20 protein-coding genes are annotated in these 18,972 nt (G+C 71.8%); 6 read left to right on the top strand and 14 right to left on the bottom strand.

Annotation, left to right across the window (positions count from 1 at the left end):
• Positions 1-77 precede the first annotated feature (77 nt).
• From ACWIF2_RS06615 to ACWIF2_RS06605, 3 genes are all read left to right on the top strand, one after another.
• Entirely contained in the window at positions 78-833 is a 756-nt protein-coding gene (locus ACWIF2_RS06615; protein WP_399017842.1) for a GOLPH3/VPS74 family protein, read from the top strand.
• A 231-nt stretch (positions 834-1,064) separates the two neighbouring features.
• Entirely contained in the window at positions 1,065-1,925 is an 861-nt protein-coding gene (locus ACWIF2_RS06610) for a helix-turn-helix domain-containing protein (protein WP_454358942.1), read from the top strand.
• Between the two features lie 196 nt (positions 1,926-2,121).
• On the top strand, positions 2,122-2,313 hold the full coding sequence (locus tag ACWIF2_RS06605; protein ID WP_382495485.1) for a DUF397 domain-containing protein: 192 nt from the start codon (positions 2,122-2,124) through the stop codon (positions 2,311-2,313).
• A 102-nt stretch (positions 2,314-2,415) separates the two neighbouring features.
• Here ACWIF2_RS06605 and ACWIF2_RS06600 read toward each other — a convergent pair whose 3' ends face one another.
• The 3 genes from ACWIF2_RS06600 to ACWIF2_RS06590 form a co-directional block, all read right to left on the bottom strand.
• Entirely contained in the window at positions 2,416-3,288 is an 873-nt protein-coding gene (locus ACWIF2_RS06600) for a MerR family transcriptional regulator (protein ID WP_454358941.1), read from the bottom strand.
• Between the two features lie 69 nt (positions 3,289-3,357).
• Positions 3,358-3,861 carry a glutathione peroxidase gene (locus ACWIF2_RS06595; protein ID WP_454358940.1) on the bottom strand — a complete coding sequence of 168 codons (504 nt, stop codon included), beginning with the start codon at positions 3,859-3,861 and terminating at the stop codon, positions 3,358-3,360.
• A gap of 9 nt (positions 3,862-3,870) precedes the next feature.
• Entirely contained in the window at positions 3,871-4,863 is a 993-nt protein-coding gene (locus ACWIF2_RS06590; protein ID WP_454358939.1) for an ArsR family transcriptional regulator, read from the bottom strand.
• 71 nt (positions 4,864-4,934) lie between these two features.
• Between ACWIF2_RS06590 and ACWIF2_RS06585 the strand changes: the two genes are divergently transcribed.
• A complete protein-coding gene (locus ACWIF2_RS06585; protein ID WP_454358938.1) occupies positions 4,935-6,125 on the top strand; it encodes an MFS transporter in 1,191 nt (396 codons plus the stop codon).
• A gap of 15 nt (positions 6,126-6,140) precedes the next feature.
• Here the strand turns inward: ACWIF2_RS06585 and ACWIF2_RS06580 are convergent, their stop codons facing one another.
• From ACWIF2_RS06580 to ACWIF2_RS06535, 10 genes are all read right to left on the bottom strand, one after another.
• Entirely contained in the window at positions 6,141-6,614 is a 474-nt protein-coding gene (locus ACWIF2_RS06580; protein ID WP_454358937.1) for a MarR family winged helix-turn-helix transcriptional regulator, read from the bottom strand.
• Between the two features lie 53 nt (positions 6,615-6,667).
• On the bottom strand, positions 6,668-7,351 hold the full coding sequence (locus tag ACWIF2_RS06575; protein WP_454358936.1) for a nucleotidyl transferase AbiEii/AbiGii toxin family protein: 684 nt from the start codon (positions 7,349-7,351) through the stop codon (positions 6,668-6,670).
• Positions 7,352-7,442: 91 nt separating this feature from the next.
• Positions 7,443-8,243 carry an SAM-dependent methyltransferase gene (locus ACWIF2_RS06570; protein WP_454358935.1) on the bottom strand — a complete coding sequence of 267 codons (801 nt, stop codon included), beginning with the start codon at positions 8,241-8,243 and terminating at the stop codon, positions 7,443-7,445.
• Positions 8,244-8,371: 128 nt separating this feature from the next.
• A complete protein-coding gene (locus tag ACWIF2_RS06565; protein ID WP_454358934.1) occupies positions 8,372-8,848 on the bottom strand; it encodes a hypothetical protein in 477 nt (158 codons plus the stop codon).
• Between the two features lie 135 nt (positions 8,849-8,983).
• Positions 8,984-9,652 (bottom strand): polysaccharide deacetylase family protein, encoded by a 669-nt coding sequence (locus ACWIF2_RS06560; RefSeq protein ID WP_454358933.1) that lies wholly within the window; start codon positions 9,650-9,652, stop codon positions 8,984-8,986.
• 2 nt (positions 9,653-9,654) lie between these two features.
• Positions 9,655-10,329 carry a glycoside hydrolase family 11 protein gene (locus ACWIF2_RS06555; RefSeq protein WP_454358932.1) on the bottom strand — a complete coding sequence of 225 codons (675 nt, stop codon included), beginning with the start codon at positions 10,327-10,329 and terminating at the stop codon, positions 9,655-9,657.
• 279 nt (positions 10,330-10,608) lie between these two features.
• On the bottom strand, positions 10,609-11,955 hold the full coding sequence (locus ACWIF2_RS06550) for a DUF4407 domain-containing protein (protein ID WP_454358931.1): 1,347 nt from the start codon (positions 11,953-11,955) through the stop codon (positions 10,609-10,611).
• Positions 11,945-13,441 (bottom strand): hypothetical protein, encoded by a 1,497-nt coding sequence (locus ACWIF2_RS06545; protein ID WP_454358930.1) that lies wholly within the window; start codon positions 13,439-13,441, stop codon positions 11,945-11,947. Before ACWIF2_RS06545 ends, ACWIF2_RS06550 begins: the two co-directional genes overlap by 11 nt.
• A gap of 5 nt (positions 13,442-13,446) precedes the next feature.
• On the bottom strand, positions 13,447-15,567 hold the full coding sequence (locus ACWIF2_RS06540; protein ID WP_454358929.1) for a hypothetical protein: 2,121 nt from the start codon (positions 15,565-15,567) through the stop codon (positions 13,447-13,449).
• Between the two features lie 18 nt (positions 15,568-15,585).
• Entirely contained in the window at positions 15,586-16,353 is a 768-nt protein-coding gene (locus ACWIF2_RS06535; RefSeq protein WP_454358928.1) for a hypothetical protein, read from the bottom strand.
• 342 nt (positions 16,354-16,695) lie between these two features.
• Between ACWIF2_RS06535 and ACWIF2_RS06530 the strand changes: the two genes are divergently transcribed.
• The gene (locus tag ACWIF2_RS06530) at positions 16,696-17,220 is read left to right on the top strand and encodes a Pycsar system effector family protein (protein ID WP_454358927.1); all 525 of its coding nucleotides are present in this window, start codon (positions 16,696-16,698) and stop codon (positions 17,218-17,220) included.
• 62 nt (positions 17,221-17,282) lie between these two features.
• On the opposite strand, the gene ACWIF2_RS06525 is transcribed toward ACWIF2_RS06530, so the two are convergent.
• Positions 17,283-17,981 (bottom strand): Crp/Fnr family transcriptional regulator, encoded by a 699-nt coding sequence (locus tag ACWIF2_RS06525; protein WP_454358926.1) that lies wholly within the window; start codon positions 17,979-17,981, stop codon positions 17,283-17,285.
• A gap of 147 nt (positions 17,982-18,128) precedes the next feature.
• Here ACWIF2_RS06525 and ACWIF2_RS06520 point away from each other — a divergent pair, with 147 nt between their 5' ends.
• A complete protein-coding gene (locus ACWIF2_RS06520; RefSeq protein WP_454358925.1) occupies positions 18,129-18,716 on the top strand; it encodes a DUF7010 family protein in 588 nt (195 codons plus the stop codon).
• Positions 18,717-18,972 lie beyond the last annotated feature (256 nt).

Below are 18,972 nucleotides of genomic sequence, written 5' to 3'. Positions count from 1 at the left end.
TACGAACCGGTCACGCACCCTCGACAGACCAATGTGAGAGGGGTCACCCTGTCTTTCATCCACGCGGGGAGGCATGGATGGGCAGGAGCCGCAGAACACTTCCGGAGGAGCTTCTGCTGCTGGCATTGGACCCGACCACGGGTACCACTGCACAGCCGCAGTCGCTCGACCTCGGTCTGGCCGGAGCACAGCTAGTAGAGCTGGCGCTGGCCGGACGGATAGCCCCAGACGGGGATCGTATCGCCGTGGTGGCACCACGGCCGACTGGAGATCCAACACTGGACTGCGCATTGGAGTTGCTGCGAAGGCGTGGCGCTCCCGTGCGGGCCGTCCACTGGATCGGCGGGCCACGATTGGGGCTGCGCCAGACCTACCTCTCGCATCTGGAGAGGTGCGGCATGGTGCATGCCGTGGCCGGCCAGATGTGCGGAGTGCTGCCGACGACTCGCTACCAGGCGACGGACACCGAAATCAGCCGGGAGATCAGGGCCAGGCTGGATTCCGCGATCCGCACCGGCGTACCGCCGGACCCGCGGACCGCCGCGCTCGCCGCCCTGGCACACGCGGTCGGCCTCGGCAAGCACCTGTATCCGGGGAACGAGGGACGTTCGTCCCGGTCCCGGCTGCGGGACCTGATCAGGCACGACCCCATGGGCGGTCTCGTCGCGCACGCCGTGATGGACGTCCAGAACGGCGTGGCCGCGCAGCCGCGCCGCAACCCGGCACCGCCCGGCCGCCAGGCCGCCGGCGGGGCCAGGTCCGCACCGGAACCCGCCCGCGGTGTTCCGATGCAGCCACACCGCGGAAGCATGGCCCGCGTCCCGGCCCACTGAGCCGCGCCGCACCACCGGCACGCCGCCGCACCCACGACCCGGTCACGGGAGCCGCTGTCCGAGCGGGGCGGGGAGAGCACACACTCTCCCCGCCCCGCTCGGCGTGCCTGTCCGAACTGGCGTGTACCCGTCGCATATCCACCGTTTCCCAGCGGTAGTAAGCACCTTGGTGGCAGTCTGCTCAACAGCAGATACGCAAAGTAGAGGCACGCAGCCGGAGGTGCACGTCCCGTGGCGTCCAATGTCAATCCCACCGTCAGGCGGCGCCGGCTGGGCCAGGAGCTCCGCAGGCTCCGCGAGCTCAAGGGCATGACGGCCGAAGAGGTCGCCGAGCGGCTGCTGGTGTCGCAGTCGAAGATCAGCAGGCTGGAGAACGGCCGGCGCAGCATCAGCCAGCGTGACGTGCGCGATCTGTGCGGGGTCTACGAGGTGGAGGACCAGCGCATCGTCGACTCGCTGATGCAGATGGCCAAGGACTCGCGGCAGCAGGGCTGGTGGCATGCCTTCGGGGACATCCCGTACAGCGTCTACATCGGCCTGGAGACGGACGCCGAGTCGCTCAGAGTCTACGAACCCCAGATCATCACCGGCCTGTTGCAGACGCGCGCGTACGCCGATGCCATCATCCGGGGCGGCTCGCCCGAGGCGTCGGAGGCGGACAACGACAAGCGCGTCGAGGTCCGGCTGCGCCGGCAAGGCCGTATCACCGCCGACACGGACCCGCTGCGGCTGTGGGTGGTCCTGGACGAGGCGTCCCTGCACCGGATCGTCGGGAGCCGCCCGGTGATGCGCGAGCAGTTGGAGCACCTCGTCGAGATGTCGCAGCTGCCCCACATCACCGTGCAGGTCCTGCCGTTCGAGGTCGGTGCGCACGCCGGCATCAACGGCCAGTACTCGATCCTGGAGTTCGCCGACGCGGCCGACTCGAGCGTGGTGTACATCGAGGGCGTCACCAGCGACCTGTACCTGGAGAAGCCGCTCGACGTGCAGAAGTACACGGTGATGTACGAGCATCTGCGCGCCCAGTCGCTGAACGTGGACCAGTCGCGGCAGCTCATCGAGCGGGTGGCGAAGGAGTACGCGCGCGGCTAGTCGAGGGGGAGAAGTGACCTTCCGTCGGGCAAAGCGCGGGATGTTACACCCCTGACACGCCTGACTGGAAGTGTCCCCTGGAATATGCCATCCGGTCGAGTGAATGACTGCTCCGAACGAGGATGTTGGCGAGTAGCGTCGATCACGCCAACCACCAGCACGGGTTGGCGTAAACGCAACTGGCTACGGAGCGAACATGGCAATTCGTCTGGGCGCCACGGAAACGTGGACGACGTCCTCCTACACCAACAACAACGGCGCGTGCGTGATGGTCAGGTCGACCGTCGAAGCCGCCCTGGAGCTCGGGGACACCAAGATCCCCGAGGGCCCCAAGCTGGCGTTTCCCGCCGACGCGTGGAACGCCTTCGTGACCTCGGTCAAGGCCTGACCGCGCGCTCGACAACCGCACAAGCACCACCGACAGAGCCCTCTCGACCAGCATCGCCGTCCTTGCCGAGAGGGCTCCGCTCGTGCCCGGACCCCAGTGGGCTCAGCTCACCGGGAACGCCACGTCACACACCGGGTCCTGTGCCCCGGCACCGTCCCAGTCCTCCACGAAGTACACCTCGCGGCACGGGCCCGCCTGCTCCAGACCCTCCCGGGTGATCCACTCCTCCACCGCCTCGAAGGCGGCCAGGATCTGCGGATGCGCCACCTGCGCCTTGGTGATCCGGGTGTAGGCGAGACGCCGGGCCGGCTCCACCCGTACCTTCGCCTCCCAGGTACGGCCGTGCCGCTCGGCCCACGCCCGGGCCGCCGCCTCGTCGGCCACGGGCACACAGGACTCGGCCGGGCCGTCGCTCTCCATCGAGACCTCGGAGTGGTAGACGACGAACGGCGGCGCCGTGATGCCGCCGCACTCCCGCGCCGCCGACTCCAGCCGGCCCAGCGACGCCCCGATCCACGCGGGCAGCTCGCCCGCCAGCACATGCCGTGCCTCGCTGATCACCACCTGCGCCGGCACGTCCACCGTCTCGACCGCGAACTTCTCGTACATCTCGGAGCTCCTCCCCGACAGTCGTCCACGGAGGTACTCGGCGAGCGTCCGCTGCCCCGCGACCCGTGCCTCGACATCCGCCCAGTACGTGCCGAGCAGAGCGGCCGCCGTGGGCCCGTCGTCCGCCGCGACCACCTCGGCGATCCGGGCGAGCGGCATGTCCAGCTGGCGCAGCATGGCCACGAGCCGGGCCCGTTCGACCTGGCCGGCGCGGTAGTAGCGGTAGCCGCTGACCTCGTCGACATGCGCCGGGGCGAGCAGCCCCAGCCGGTCGTACAGCCGCAGGGCCTTGGCCGACAGCCTGGCCCGCGCGGCGAACGCCCCGATGGTGAGCAGTTCGTCGTCCACGGCCTCATCCTCCGTCACCGGGCGGACGGTTCCGCCCGGTGACCAGGACGCTCGGCCCTGCCCCAGGGGCAAGGTCAAGGGGCCGCGTCAGCCGATCGCCGACTCCACCGCCGTCACGACCTCGGCCGACTCCGGCTCGGTCTGCGGCGAGAAGCGGGCGACCACCTGGCCGTCCCGGCCGATGAGGAACTTCTCGAAGTTCCAGCGGATGTCGCCGCTGTGCCCCTCGGCGTCGGCGAAGCCGGTCAGGCGGTCGTACAGCGGGTGCCGGTCGTCGCCGTTGACCTCGACCTTCTCGGTCAGCGGGAAGGTCACGCCGTACGTCGCCGAGCAGAACTCGGCGATCTCCTCGGCGCTGCCGGGCTCCTGCCCGAGGAACTGGTTGCAGGGCACGCCGAGGACGGTGAAGCCGCGCTCCGCGTACTGCTCCTGGAGCTTCTCGAGCCCCGTGTACTGCGGGGTCAGGCCGCACTTGGAGGCGACGTTCACCACGAGCACGGCCTTGCCCGCGTACTGGGACAGGTCGGCGGAACCGCCCTGCAGTGCACCGATCTCGACGTCGAGGGGAGAGGAACCGTTGGAAGTCGTCATGCCCGGAGCCTAGCTCCGGCGGGTGCCGGCCCGGGGCCCGGCCTCCACCGCGTCGACCAGGACTTGACCCGCCGCCGTCCGCGAATACAGCACCGACCTGCCCGCCCGCCGCCGCTCCACCAGGCCGGCGTCCAGCAGCACCCGCAGATGCCGCCCCACCGAGCCGAGCCCCTGCCCGGTCACGGCGACCAGCTGGCTGGTGCTCAAGGGGGAGCCGAGCCGGACCAGCACCCCGGCGCGGGCGGTGCCGAGCAGGGCGCCGAGGCTCGCGGGCACGGTCCTGCCACCGGGGTCGGCGAGCGCGCCCGCGCACGCGTAGACCACCGCGTACCGGTCGGGCTCCTCCCAGGACACCCAGCCGGTCTTCGGGGTGACCGGCACGAACAGCAGCTCGGCGCCCGAGATCTCGCGGGGCGGGTACTCGTGCAGGTTCACCTGGAGCCGGTTGTCGCCCAGCCACCGGGTCCGGCCCGGTCGCAGTGTGTCCAGCGCCGCCGCCCAGCCGCCCCGGCTCACCTGCGCGGTCCGGGCGACCACGTCCGCCTCCAGCACCCGTCGGCGCCGGTTCCAGTCCGGTCGTACGGTCTCGGTCCAGACGTACGACAGCAGGCCGGCCGCCCGCTCGGGGAGGTCGTCCCGGTCCAGGTCTGCGGGGAGCGGGCCCGCGAGGGAGATCCGCAGGTTGGCTCGGGACTCGCAGGGACGGGCCGCCCGCACCCGTGCCACTCCTTCCTCGAAGCTCTCCCCGCTCCTCGGGGTGGGCGTGAGGAAGTCGGCGATCCAGGACCGGCCCAGTCCGGCGCGGACGAGCAGCGCGGTCACGGGGTCGGCGGCCAGCCGGGCCCGGTAGCCGGGCAGATGGTCGCGCAGCCAGGCCTGTTCGCCGGGGTGCGCGGGTGTGCCCCGGTGCAGCAACTGGAGGCAGGCGAAGGTCTCGGCGAGCGGGGAGAGCACGAACCGGCTTCCGGCCAGGGTGTCGGCGTTGACCTGCCACCAGCCCACCGCACACCCCCGAAGTTTCGCCCCCGCGCGAAACAATAACCGCGTCGTTCGGGCCGTCGGAGACTCCCCGCATGCGCAGCTACCGCGACCTTTTCCGCACCCCCGAGTTCACCCCGTTCTTCCTGGCCGCCTCCGCACAGACGGTGGCCCAGACGATGGGCGGGCTGGCCCTGGGCACCCTGGTGTTCCGGGCGACCGAGTCGCCGCTGCTGTCCGCGGTGAGCATGTTCGGCTCGTCCCTGGTGCAGGTCCTGGGCGCGACGTTCCTGCTGTCGGCGGCCGACCGCCTGCCCCCGCGCGCTGCCCTGACGGCCCTGCCCCTGCTCTTCGCGGCGGCCACGGCCGCCCTGGCCCTGCCCGGACTGCCCCTCTGGGCGCTCTTCGTGATCGTCCTCGCCAAGGGGCTGGCGGAGTCGGTGGGCGGGGGAGTGCGCTGGGGTCTGCTGAACGAGATCCTCTCCAAGGACGGCTATCTGCTCGGCCGCTCGGTCCTCAACATGATGAGCGGCCTGATGCAGATCGCCGGCTACGCGACCGGCGGCGCCCTGGTCGCGCTGCTGTCGCCACGGGTGTCCCTGCTGGTGGCCGCTGCCCTCTACCTCCTGGCGGCCGCGGTCGTCCGGCTGGGCCTGACCCGCCGTCCGTCCCGTACGACGGGCCGCCCCTCGGTCGCGGCGACCTGGCGCGCCAACGCGCTGCTGTGGTCGTCCGCGCCCCGCCGCCAGGTCTATCTGGCCCTCTGGATCCCCAACGGCCTGATCGTCGGCTGCGAATCCCTCTACGTCTCCTACGCCCCCGCCTCGGCGGGCACCCTGTTCGCCTGTGCCGCGCTGGGCATGCTGGCCGGGGACGTCCTGGTGGGCCGTCTGGTCCCACCGCGGCTGCGCCCCCGTCTCGGTTTCCCGCTCCTGCTGCTCCTGGCCGTCCCGTACGTGCCCTTTCTCCTGCACCCTCGGCTTCCGCTCGCGGCCGCCGCGGTCACGCTGGCCTCCGTCGGCTTCGGCGCGAGCCTCGTGCAGCAGGAGCGCCTGGTGGCCCTGACAACGGACGCCCTGACGGGCCATGCCCTGGGCCTGCACTCGGCGGGCATGCTCACGATGCAGGGCGTGGCCGCCGCGCTCGCGGGCTCCGTGGCCCAACTGACCTCTGCGGCGGTCGCGATGACGCTGATGGCCACGGTGTCGACGGCGGTGACGCTGTCCCTGATGGCGGCGGGCAGGCGCGAGGAGCGGGCCGCCGCACCCCTGGCACGGCAGGCATGACCCGGGGGATCTCGGCTACTCGACGCCGAGGTCCCTCTCCGCCTCCGCGAACACCTCGGGAACCTCGTTGTCGACGACGACCCGCGACAGCAGCACGGCCAGCCGTTCCCGCTCGACGCCGTTGAGCCCCGACGGCAGGGCCTCCATCCGGCGTACGGTCTCGGCGTAGAACCTCCCGGCGAGCGAGGCCCCTTCCTCCGTCAGCCCCACCCGCACGGCCCGGCCGTCACGCGGGTCGGCCTCCCGCCGTACCAGCCCCCGCCGCACCGTCCGGTCCACCAGCCCGGTCAGGCTCGACTTCGCCAGCCCGAGCGTGTCCCCGAGCTCCCCCATCCCGTACGGCTGCGGCATCAGCACGCACAGCAGCTGTCCCTGCTGGGGCGTCAGCCCGTACGCCCGGCTGGCCTCCGCGTAGACACTGTCCACCAGGAACGCCGCCCGCACCAGCGCGGCGACGACACCCACCTGCCCGCCTGCCCCGTTCCCCATCGGGTCAGGGTACCGAGCGGTAGGTCCGGCCTCGGCGGTTCGGTGCGTACCGGTCACTCCTCGTCCGGGGCCTCTCCTTCGATGAGCCGTTCCGCGATGTCGTCGGCCCATTCCTGCGCCCAGCGGCGCAGTCCGGCGACGGCGGAGACCTCGAGGCCATGGACGGTGAACGCCCGGTCGTCGATCCAGTCCGTGCCGGTCAGCCGGGCCTGGAGGTCGGTGAGGTCGAAGGTGTCGGGTGCGTGGCGGCGCCCGAGTTCCTCGAGCTCGGGGTGGCTCCAGCGGGCCGCGGCGGCGTGTACGTCGACCAGGTCGCGGGCGAGTCCGCGGTCGGCCAGGTCCCGCACCCGGGTGCCGACGAGGTCGTCGAGGGCGAGCGCGGGCCCGAGCTCCGTCAGCACGGGCGGGCGCCACAGCACCTCCTTGTGGACGCCGACGTCGTACTCCTGCTCGGTCGCCGCGTCCGTGACGAGGAACTGGGCGGACAGCGGCTCGGTCTCCCGGGTCTGCACGAGCCAGCCCCGCGCCACCAGCCCGGCCCGGACGGCATCGGCGATGGCCTCCATCCCGGCGGGGTCCTCGGTGGCCACGTCCACATCCGGCCCGGCCCGCTCCACCAGCCCGTGCGCGAGCATCGCGTACCCGCCGGCGAGGACGAGGGAGTACGCCTCACCGACCGCGAGAAGATCCCCGACGAGACGGTGACGCGGCTCGGGGGCGGGGGGAGGGGAGATCATTCCCTGATTATCGTCCGAGGGCTGTGGATCTTTAGGGGCGCGGGGAACTGCGCGACCAGCCCCCACGGCGCCGCACCGAACGACGAACCCGCTACCGCTTGCGCCCAACACCGCAGTACGCATCCACAGCAGTATCGACACCGGCCCCGCCGGACACCTCGGGCCGCCACTCCGAAACCCGCACCACCCCCGGCCTCACCAACTCCAGCCCGTCGAAGAACCCGGCGATCTCGGCAACGGGACGGACGTAATACGGCACCGCCCCACTCGAGTTGTACGCCTCCGACGCCGCGATCATGCCCTCGCTCGTGGCCGTACTGTCACTGATCACCAGGTGGCTGCCGGAAGGCAGCCCCGCCATCAGCCGCCGCACCAGCTCCCGCGCCCGCTCGTACTCGGCGACATGCCCCAGCGTGTTGAGGATCATCAGCCCGACCGGCCGGGACAGATCGAGCGTGCCCGCCGCGGCCTCCAGGACGGCCTCGGGGTCGTACAGGTCGGCGTCCAGATACGCGGTCCTGCCCTCGGGCGTGCTGGTGAGCAGCGCGTTGGCGTGGGCCAGCACGATGGGGTCGTTGTCGACGTACACGATCCGGGCGTCCGGTGCGACGCGCTGGGCGACCTCGTGCGTGTTGTCGGCGGTCGGCAATCCGGTGCCTATGTCCAGGAACTGCCGGATGCCCTGCTCCTCGGCCAGATGACGGACGGCCCGGCCCAGGAAGCGGCGGCTCGTGACCGCCACGTCGACCAGGCCCGGGAAGATCGACTTGATCTGGTCGCCGATCTCGCGGTCGACCTCGTAGTTGTCCTTGCCGCCGACGAAGTAGTTCCAGAAGCGGGCCGAGTGCGGCTTGGAGGTGTCGATACGGGCACGCAGGCTGTCGTCGAGCACGGCGGGGCCTCCTGGGGGGTGGGGAAGGGGGACCGGCCCACCAACCTAGGCGAACCTCCTGGCCGGACAGTGAAGTTGTCCGCCCCCGCCGCTCACCACCGTGGCGTTTCGGCCACGCGGCCCGGCCGTCACACGCCGTGCGGTGAGATCCCGCCCAGGCGCCGGGACCCGCCGTCGCCGCCCCCGTGTCCCCGGGTCGCCAGCCACACGCCCCGTCCCACGGCCCACAGCAGCAGCCCGGCGGCGACCGGCGCACCGAAGATCATCAGCATCCCGGCTCCGATGTTGGCGCCGACCACGCCCGCGGTCAGGATCCGCCAGCCCACACCGGCCAGCAGCCCGACGGCCACGAGCGGCCCGAGCACCCCCCACCAGCGCCGGTCCAGCGCCCCACGCCGTGCCGCCCGCACGAGCACCGCGGCACCGGCCCCCGCCAGCACCAGGGCGAGCCCGCCGACGGCCGCCGCGACACCGTCGCCGATGTCCCACGGCTGGTAGGCGTAGTCGAGCTCACTCGCCGGCAACCCGTCGTGGTCCTGCCGCCCCATCAGCCCCCAAGCGGCGACAGGCACACCGAGCACGAGCGCGACCCCTGCGGAAACCATTCCCCGATTCTTCATACGTTCAGGGTCACGGGGGCGGGGCGGGTCCGTCATGAGCACGCGTACTCAAGTACGTGCGCCTCCCGCCAGGGTGGCGCGATGGCCCGGACCCGCCATCGCGCCGTTCCTGAAGGTTCCTCAGCCGGGCGCCACCGCACGCCCCGTCTGCGGGGAGATCATCCCCGCGCACAGGCCCCGGGCCGTCAGGTTCTGGGCGATGCGGGGGACGGCCGCGAGAGTGTTGGCGGACCAGTCGTGCATGAGGATGATCTGGCCGTTGGTGAGGCGGCCGGCGGCCTGGACGATCGCGTCGGTGCTCGCGCCGTTCCAGTCCTGTGAGTCGACGTGCCAGATGATCTCGGTCAGGCCGTGCCGGGCCGCGACGGACCTCACCGTCGCGTTGGTCTCGCCGTACGGCGGCCGGAACAGCTTCGGGGTGCCGCCTCCCGCGCCCGCGACGGCCTGCTGGGTGCGGGAGATCTCCGAGTCGATCTGCGCCTGGCCGAGCCGGGTCAGATGCGGGTGGGTGTAGCTGTGGTTGCCGACCCACATGCCGGCGGCGACCTGGGCCCGGACCAGGGACGGGTTGGCGGCGGCGTACTGGCCCTGGTTGAACATGGTGGCCCGCAGCCCGTTCCGCCGGAGCGCGTCGATCAGTCTCGTCGTGTTGCCGGAGGGGCCGTCGTCGAAGGTGAGTCCGACGTAGCCGTTGCAGGCGGCGGCCTGCGCCGGGGCGGTGGTGACGGTGAACGCGGCTGCTGCCGTCAGGAGGGCGGTGAGCAGCGCGGCGCGCGCTGTGGCGGCCATCGTCAGCGCACCGTGATGTTGGAGCTGCCGCTGCTCTGATATCCCTCGGTCGCCATGATCATGTAGTACTTGAAGTTGCCCAGGGGCATCCCGGCCCGGGCCCAGGCGTCGAAGTGGTTGCCCGCGGTGATCGTGCCGCCCGTCCGCTTCGACTGCCGCACGCTCCAGTACTGGTCGAAGGTCTTCGTGCCCTCGACGGACGGGGCGTTGTAGCGCGTGGTCTTGTAGATGTCGTACGTGCCGCCGTCGCTGGTGACGGTGCCCTTGTACGTTCCCGTGGGCCGGTACGTGCCCCAGTTGTCGACGATGTAGTACTCGATGAGCGGGTTCGCCGTCCAGCCGTAGAGGGTCAGGTAGGAGTTGCCGGACGGGTTGAAGGTGCCGGAGTAGGTCACGGTGCGGCGGGCGCCGGTGGCCCAGCCCTTGCCGGCGACGAAGTTCCCGGTGTTCCGCCATGAGGTGCTGTAGCTGCCGCCGGCGGACAGGTTCATGGAGACCGTGCCCTGGCTGTCGGTCCAGAACGAGTAGTAGTAGCCGTTGTGGGTGCCGGTCTGGTTCCTGTTGACGACCGTGTCGGCGTGGGCGGTGCCCGGCAGGGCCAGGAGCGCCAGTGCGACCAGCAGCATCGTGCAGGTGCTGCTGATGAGCAGCCGTAAGCGACTGAGTGCGTTGCTCATGGGTGTGCTTCCTCCATCGTCCTCGTGGGGGTGGACGGGGTGCTCTGTCACCCGGGAGTGTTGGCTTGACCCTGTCAACTGTCAATAGTTTCGGTGAGTGTTGCGAAAGATTCGTCGTCCTGTTCGGTGGGGTCGGGGTGCATTTCCGCTGGCTGGTGGCCAGTTGGGGCTGGGATGCGTCAGGTGTGGTGAGAGGTGAGGTGGCATCCCAGCCGGATTAGTGGATTCCGCTACTCGAATCTTTCGGACCGTTTCCGGATCAAGCAGGCCTCACACCCCTCACGCCCCGCGCGCCCGCATGATCCGCCCCATCCTCGCCTCCAGCTCCGCCCGTTCCTGGGCCGCCCGCTCGGCCTGGGCCCGCTGGTGCTCCTGTTCCAGGCGGCGCATGCGGTCTTGCGTGTCCCACTCCACCCGGTGCCGCTGGACGTCGTGTTCCATGCGGGCGCAGGTGTGCTGGACCTGGAGCTCCTCGGCGTAGAGCTTGCGGCTCGCCCGGTGGCGGGCGCCGAGGAGAGTGTCGTAGGTCGTGGCGCCGCTGAGGACCTTGGCCAGGACGGGCATGGCGTCCAGGCAGAGCAGCAGCAGATGCAGCACGATCGTCAGGAAGAGGGCGAAGCCGTCCGACTCGGCGACCTGCTTGAGGCCGGCCGCCCGGGTGAGGATGCCGTCGGTGTCCAGATCGGCGGCCCGCTGCCGGGTCTTGTCGTCGACGGCCTTCTGGAGCAGCGGCTGGTAGTCGTCGGCGGCCCCGTCCTTCCGGGCGGCGAGCTTCTGGCCCTGGGCTACCAGACCCTCCAGCTGCTTCTCGTACGTCTCGACCTTGCTGTTCTCCTTGTAGTCGGAGGTCGCCTTCCGGGCCCGCTCGCAGGTGATGGTGACGTCCCGGACGCCGCCCCGCCAGATCCAGTACTTCGGTCCGCACAGGCGCTGTTCGGTGGACTGCTTGCCGCTGAGGGTCTTGTTGATGCCGGCGACCTGGGTGCTCAGGGTCTTGACGCGGTCGCCGTTGCTCTTGATCTGGCGGGCCAGCTCGGCGGGGGAGCCCGCCACCTTCAGCTGGTAGCGGGCGCACTCGGGGCGGCCGGTGGTGGCGGCGCCGTCGGTGGGGTTGCAGGAGACGAGCATGCCCCGGTAGTCGGCGACCTTCTGCTCGTTGCCGACGGCTATCGACTGGCGGATCTCCTTGTCGAAGATCTGGAAGAGGATCGGCTCGGCGATGAACAGGCCGAGCAGCACCGAGAGAAAGAAGCGCACCAGCAGCGTCCACTTGCGGACCGTCGTGCCGTGGGTGCTGGAGACCAGCCAGCTGTCCAGGGCGAGGACCACCCAGAACCAGACGACGGCGACGCCGAGGACCGCCGCCAGGGGCAGGTCGGAGCGGAAGCTGGAGAGCGCCAGGACCATGGAGATCGCGCCCAGCAGGGCCGTGTTGAGGACGAGCGCGCCGTACCAGGTGTAGCGGGCACGCTCTTCCGGCACCCAGTCCAGCAGCGGTTCGTCGATGCCGATCAGCCGGCGCAGCCGGGGTGTCCACCCGGAGGCGGGCGGCGCCGGGCGCGACTGGCTCCGGGGCTCGTCGAAGGCCGCGCTGTCGGCCGGGCGGAGCGGGGTGTCAGTTGCCAAGGCTCCCCTCCTGGTTCGCGGGGTCGAAGTCGTCGGCGTCATCGCCGTCGGCCGGAGCGGGTGGGGCTTCGGCGGTCCGCCCGGGCGCCCGGCGCAGCTCGCCCTTCGCCCCGCCCTTCAATTCCCCCTGCGGCGAGGACGGGGTGGGCGGGACATCGCCGACGCTGTTGATGAAGGCACCCGCGTCGTACATGGTGCTGTCGAACAGGCCCCGGTCGATGGCCTGTTTGCCCAGCGTGGCCCGGACATTGAGCTGCTGCTTCGCCAGCTCGTGCTGGTCCCGCTGGAGTTCCTTGGCGTCCTCGCGCTTCTCGTGGCGCTGCCGCATCCGGTCCTCGTGCTCCAGGTCCCAGCGCCGGGCGGCCTCGTGACGCTGGGCCGCGGTCTGCTCCCGCTCCTCGCCGCGGGCCAGCTCCTGGCGCCGGTCCTCGCGTTCGACCTGCCAGCGCAGATCGTCCCGGTCCAGGCCGCGGCGCGTCATCTCGTGGTCGCGGTCGAGCCGGAGCCGGTCGTCCTTGCGCGAGTCCCAGCGCTCCTCGGCCGCGTGCAGCCGCTTGGACAGCTCGTCGGCGCTGATGTCACCGTTGCGCCAGGCGAGATAGTCGGCGGCGACCGGGTCGGAGCCGATCAGCTTGATGTCGTCCTCGATCTCGGCCCGGGTGAAACGGTTGCGCCGGCGCTCGATCTCCAGCTCGTAGTCCTGCTGCTCGGCCCCGGCGCCACGCTCGTAGCCCGTGCGCAGCGTCTCCTCCTCCTGCCGGTTGCGCTCCTTGCGCAGTGCCTGGAGATTGCGGATCTCCTCGTGCTTCAGCTCCAGTTCGGCCTCGCGCAGGGCCCGGTCCAGGGCCGCCTGCTGCTCCATCTCCTCCTGGTGGCGCAGGCGCGTGCGATCCCGGCGGGCCCGCTCCATCTCCTCGACGTGCGCCGACATCTCCTCGGGCGTCAGGACCTCGATCGCCCCGTGCCGGGCCCGGATCCCCGACACCAGGGACGGCCGCATCTCGTGGTACGCGGTGAGCCGGGCGTCGATCCGGGCACGTACGGCGGCCGTGTCGACGACCGGCAGGTCGCTGCCGTCCTCGGTGAGCCCCGGCACCTCGCGCAGATGGGCGAGGAGCAGCGCCTCCACATCGGTGACGCCGTCCCGCACGACCGCGCTCGGGTCGGTGACCGTGCAGTAGAAGCAGGCCCGTACGGTGAAGTCGCCCGCCTCGGCCGAAGGGATCCGCGTCTCCACGACGACGGGCACCTCGATCCGCCGGTCCACGACCGTGACCGAGCTGGCCCCGGTCACCACCGGGTCGTCGGCGCGCAGCTGCCCGTGGTCCTCGACGTACTCCTCGCCGACCCGGAACACCCGCACATGGTGGGCGGCGACCCTGGGCAGCTCGTCGTCGCCGCGCGTCACCCGCTTGCGCCAGATGCCGCCGCGCCGGTCCGGCCGCCCGTACTCCCGCTGCTCGACGAGCGGGTATTTCTCAGCCATGGCTGTCAGTCCTCCGTGCTCAGTACGGCGGTAAGGAAGATCTCTACGAGGGCGACGGCCGCCTCGCCGGCGCGGGCTGCGACCCGCCGCAGGGCCGTGGCCAGCGGCGGACCGTCGTCCGGGGGCAGGACCTCGCCCAGGGCCCTGCCGAACCGTTCGGCCACCCGCTCGGGCCGTTCCGACACGGCCGGCAGCTCGCGCAGGGTGGCGTTGAGGGCCGCCAGGGCCCGCCCCCGGCGCGGCAGGTTGTCCAGTACGCCCGCCCACAGCTCGCCGATGGTGGCGGTCTGCCGGTCGTCCCGCTCCATCAGCGACGCGCACACCAGCCGCCCGGTCCGTGCGTCACGGGCCCGCAGGACGGTCAGCGTGGCACCGAGGATGTTCTCCTTGGGGTGCCCGGTCAGCGTCTCGCGCTGGGCCCGCAGCCGGTACGCGAGCGGCCGGAACACCGCGCCCGTGTCCTGCCCGCACTCCGCGAGCACCGCGACCAGACCGGCCAGGGCGATCGCCGCGTCCACGGACCGGACGCCGCTGCGGACCATCCGGAGCAGGTTGGTGACCGCGTCGGTGGGGAAGCGCACGCCGAGCGCCCCGCTGAACGCCGCCGCCGCGGTCGACCGCAGCACCGGGTCGTAGGAGCGGGCCCAGCCGCGGGCCACGCCCAGCGCGGTGGCGGCGAGGCTCTCGTCCAGGCACATGCACTGCAGCACCAGCACGGCCGTCGACTGCCCGGCGGGCCCGGCCGCGCCGCCCGCCCAGGGGTGCAGATAATTGTCGGCGACCTCGTCGAAGGCGGGCCGGGTGAGCAGCGCGAGCCCCTGTGCGACGGACAGCTGGAGCCCGAGCCCCGGCTGGGCGGCGACGAGTTCGGTGAGCCAGTCCCGTACGCCGTTCCAGTACGGGGTGGAGCGCTTGGTCCACAGCTCCTCCAGCGCCCACTGCCGGTACTGGGGGTGGGGGAAGACCAGCGCGGTACGGGTGAGCGCGCCGTTCTTCCGCTGCTCCGCCGCGATCAGGGCGTTGCGGGACAGCGACAGCCGGCGGTCGACGGCACGCCGGGCCGCCTCGGCCTGCTCCTCCTCGGTGACGGGCTCCGGGAACGCCGGGGCGACCCAGCCCTCCAGCCGCTCCTGGCAGGTCTCGAAGTCGCGGTAGCCGGCGCCGTTGACGAAGGCCAGTGTGGTGACCTCGGCCCACTCCTGCGGCGTACGGTCCTGGTCGAACCACTCGCGTACGGGCTGTGCCGCGCTGCTGCCGTAGTCCTGCCAGACCTCGTCCGGTGCCGCGCCGCCCGCGATCCGCTCGGCGGCCACCGCGACCTCCGCGATCCGGCACCCGCCGGGCATCAGCGACACGGCCCGCGCCACGGCGTCCGGCGCGCACCCGGCCCGCACCAGCCGCACACGCAGTACGGCGGTGAGGTCCGGGAGCCGCCAGGGCACGTGCCGTACGGACTCGACGACCCCGCTCTCGACCGGGCGCGCGGTGGTGACGACCAGGTGGGCGTCGTGCTCGCGGACGGTGTCGCGCACCCGCCGCCAGTCGAAGTCCGCCGTCTGGGAGCTGTCCTCGCTCATCCGGTCGAGCAGGACGTAGCCGACGCCCTTCTCGAAGGCGACCTTCCCGCTCGCCAGGTCGTCCAGGCTGCGGCCGGGGGAGAGCACGACGTACTCCGACCCCTCCGCGAGGGCGTCGACGAGCGCCACGGCCCCGGACCGCTTGCCCGTCCCCGGAGGCGCGACCAGGACCACCACCCCGTCCTGTTCGAGGGCGAGCACGGCCTCCTCGAAGCAGGCGGGCTTGACGTAGGGCGCGAGGATCGCGTCCGCCTCGCCCGCGTCGAGCCGGCCCACGGCGCGGCGGCGGGCGTTCTCGGAGACGGCGGTGCCGATGCCGAACTGGGCGCCGGAGGCGTCGAGTTCTCCGTAGAAGTACTGGTTGACGTTGTTGTGATGGACCTGCTCCGAAGAAGGGGCAGGGGTGGTGGGAGCCGCCGTTTCCTCGGGCACGTCGGGCTGCTGGTTCTGGTTCTGGTTCTGGTTCTGGGGCTGCGGTTCGTCCGCGTGGTGCGCCTCTGGTGCGTCCTGGGCGCGCTGCTCGCCGTGTTCCTCGTGTTCCTCGTTCATCCTCGGCCGTCACTCAGGTCACTTGGAGATCCCGAAGACGGCACCCTGGGCATGGACGGTTCCGGTGATGACCTGAACCACCGTGTCGCCAGGAGCAGTTGGGGCGCTCAGGGGGCGCGCGCCGACCGCTGTCGCGCCCCCCGCGTCCACTGCGCCCCCTGAGCTGCCCCCCGCGCCGGGTTGATCGGTCTCCCCGAGGTCCAGAGCCGTCACGTCGTACCCCGGCACCCGGATCCACGCCCGCCCCGCGTACTCCTTCTCCGCGATACGCACCTCGCGGAACTCCTGCGGCTGGATCGTCGTGTACGCCTCGCCGATCACGTCGTTGAAGACCGTCGCGGAGACCGCGAGCGCCAACTGAGCCCCCGGCGCCGCGGCGAGCGCCGCCTTCAGCACACGGCTGTCCAGCATCCGGCCGATCTCGACCGGGGCGCGGCCCTCGAAGCCGTTGGCCGCGGGTGAGGCGGTCCCGAAGTGCACGGCGGCACGCAGCCGCAGCCGGGCCTCGTCGCGCCGGTTGCGGTTGAAGGTGCGCAGACCGGCCTCCAGATGGCGCATGAACGGATCAACGAGATCCGGCTCCGACGCCCCCTTCGGCAGGACCGCGAAGACCGAGTCCCCGCCGACCTGCGTCGCCCACTGCTCCCAGTCGAGCCCGGCCTCGCCGGCCGCCTCCTCCAGCAGCCGCCGGATCGCCTCCTGCCACTCGCGCTGCGTCACCACGTCGACGCCGCCGTATCCCTTCGCGTCGACCGCCAGCAGCAGTCTGCGACCGAACGTTCCCATGCCTGAACTCCCCGCTCACTGAAGTGGAGCCGCACCCCGGGATCGGATCCGGACGGGGGCGCACTCCGGCAGACACCGGCGTCCGCTCCCCTCGCGCGGACGCCGGTAGGCCAGTCCTACACGCGCCGTCCGCCGCGAACCCCGTCGAAATACGGGATGCGGAAAGGTGCGGAAACATACAGCGGTGGCCGCACGTTACGGACGGGTTCGGAACGTTGGCGCGGACGGTGGCTGCCCGACCTCCGCAATTCCTCGGGAATCCCGCAGAAATCCCAGGTTGCCCGGCCGGTTCCGGGGCGTACTGGAGGCATGCATCAGCCCACCGGCCCCAGAAGGAGCAGCATGCCGTCGTCCACCGGTGCCCGCCCCGACAGCCGTCCCGCGCAGTTCATGTTCACCGCCCTGCAGACCACCCACCAGCACGCCGACACCAAGGCCGGGATCCTCGCGGCGGCCCAGGCCGCCCTCGTCGGCACGGCCGGCTACTGGTCCCCGGGGGCCCTGCGCGCCGCGTCCGCGGGCGGCCCGGGGGGCATACTGGCCGCCACCCTGCTCGCCCTGTTCCTCTGCGCGATGTCCGGCGGCGCGGGCTTCCTGGCCGCCACCCTGCGCCCCCGGGTGCTGCGTCCCGCCGGCGCCAACCGCTACAGCTTCGTCCACCTCGCCTCGGGCCCCGACATCCTGCCCGCCGGCGACTCGGCCGAGGGCGACCCGCAGCGGGAGCGCGAGGAGTTGTCCCAGACGATCCGGTTCCTGTCCCAGGTGGCGGTGCGCAAGTACCGGTGCGTGACGGCGGCGGTGGGGTGTACGGCGGTGATGGGGGTGTGCGCGGGGCTGCTGGTCGTGCTGCGGCCGGTGCTGAACTGACGAGCGCGGCCCGGCGGTCAGTCTTGGGAGTGGGGCCGGTCGGTCTTCGGCGCGGAGTCCGGTCAGTCCTCGGGAGTGAGGTCCCCGATCTCCCTGAGCCGTTCCAGGTCGCGGATGACGGTGGACCCGTACCCCGTCTCCAGCAGCCCGTCCCGGCGCAGCTCGCGCAGCCCCTTGTGGACGGTGGTCTCGGCGGCCCCGGTGAGCGCGGCCAGCTCGGGCTGGGTGAGCCGGCAGCCGAGCACCATGCCGCCCTCGCCAGGACGACCGTAGGAGGTGGCGAGTTCCACCAGGAGCCGGGCCAGCCGTACCTTCGCCGGGTAGCCCTTGAAGTCGAGACGCCTGCGGTTGGCCCAGCGCAGCCGTTGGGCGATGATCCCGGTCAGGGCCAGATGCACCTCGGGGCGGCGTAGCAACAGGGCGTGCAGCGGGGCGGGTTGCACCAGTCGGGCCGTGAGCGGTCCGCACGCGGTCACGGTCGCCGAGCGCGGGGTGCCGTCGAACGCGGCCATCTCACCGACACTGTCCCCGCCGACCCGGACCGCGAGCAGCGACTCCTCGCCGTTCTCCACCCGTGCCGTCACCTTGGCGAAGCCGGACAGCAGCACCAGCACATGCCGGTCCCGGGCGCCCTCGCTCAGCAGCACCTTCCCGGCCTCGAACCGCGCCGGCACGCCCAGCTCGAGCAACTCACCGCGCGCTTCCGGCGGTACGGCCCCCAGCAGACTGCGCGCGGGCCACTCCGCGGAGCTGTACGGCATGGCAGGCTCCCTCGGCCGGTCGGTCACGCGACACCACGAGTCGCTCGACATCACACGTCAGTCGAATCCTGCCCGCTGTCGGAGCCCGCGCAGCCGCTTTGAGCGAAAGCAGTCGAGCGGAGGAGCCAGCAGTCGTATTCTCCGCAAATGATGTCAACGCCCCCGCCGCCCGCGTCCGCCACGGACGCCGAGTGTCTCGCGCTCACCCGTGCCCTGCGGCGCCGCGGCACCGTCGTGCTCTCCGTGTTCGCCCTGGTGTGGGCCGTCGCGGCGGCCTCCGGGACGGGTTCGGCGACGGACATCGCCCCGCTGGGCATCGAGGCGGCGGCCGCACTGGTCACGGCGGTGGCGCTCTACCTGGCATACCGCAAGGCCGCCGCGCCCTCGCCCCGGACGGTGAACCTGCCGTCGAACTGGGCGCGCGGCGTCGGCATCGTCAACACCATCGAGCTGGTGGCCGTCTTCGCCGTCATCGCCGCGTCCAACGCCTCGGGCCGTCCGGAGGTCATCCCGGCCGGCATCGCCCTCATCGTGGGCCTGCACTTCTTCCCGCTGGCCCGCCTGTACGACCAGTGGCAGTACCGGTGGACGGCGACGCTGCTGACCGCCGTCGCGATCGTCGGTTTCGTCCTTGTCGCGGCCGGCCTCACGAGCGAGACGGTGCGGATCGCGGTCGGCCTGGGCAGCGCGGTGGTGCTGTGGGCCTCGGCGTACCACCTGGCCGTACGAGGCTGAGCCCGACGGCGGTTCAAGCGGCTTCGGCCGCTCAGGCCAAGCGGTCGTGATCGGCCGGTCCCAGCCGTCGGCCTCGATCGGCTCCACCGCGGGAACTGTGTGGGACGGGGGGCGTGCTGGGGTGTTCCCCACCCGCAGGCGGTGGCTCGCCGGATGGGCGACGGCGTGCGCTACCGGTGATCGTGTACGGACAGGTCTCCCGCCCGCCGGGCGGCGGCCACTAGACGATCACGCAGGGGGAACGGAACAGTGAAGC

Source organism: Streptomyces sp. NPDC055506 (assembly GCF_053643595.1).
The sequence above is the reverse complement of the archived record's forward strand: the minus strand, read 5'-3'. Positions and strand labels throughout refer to the sequence as shown.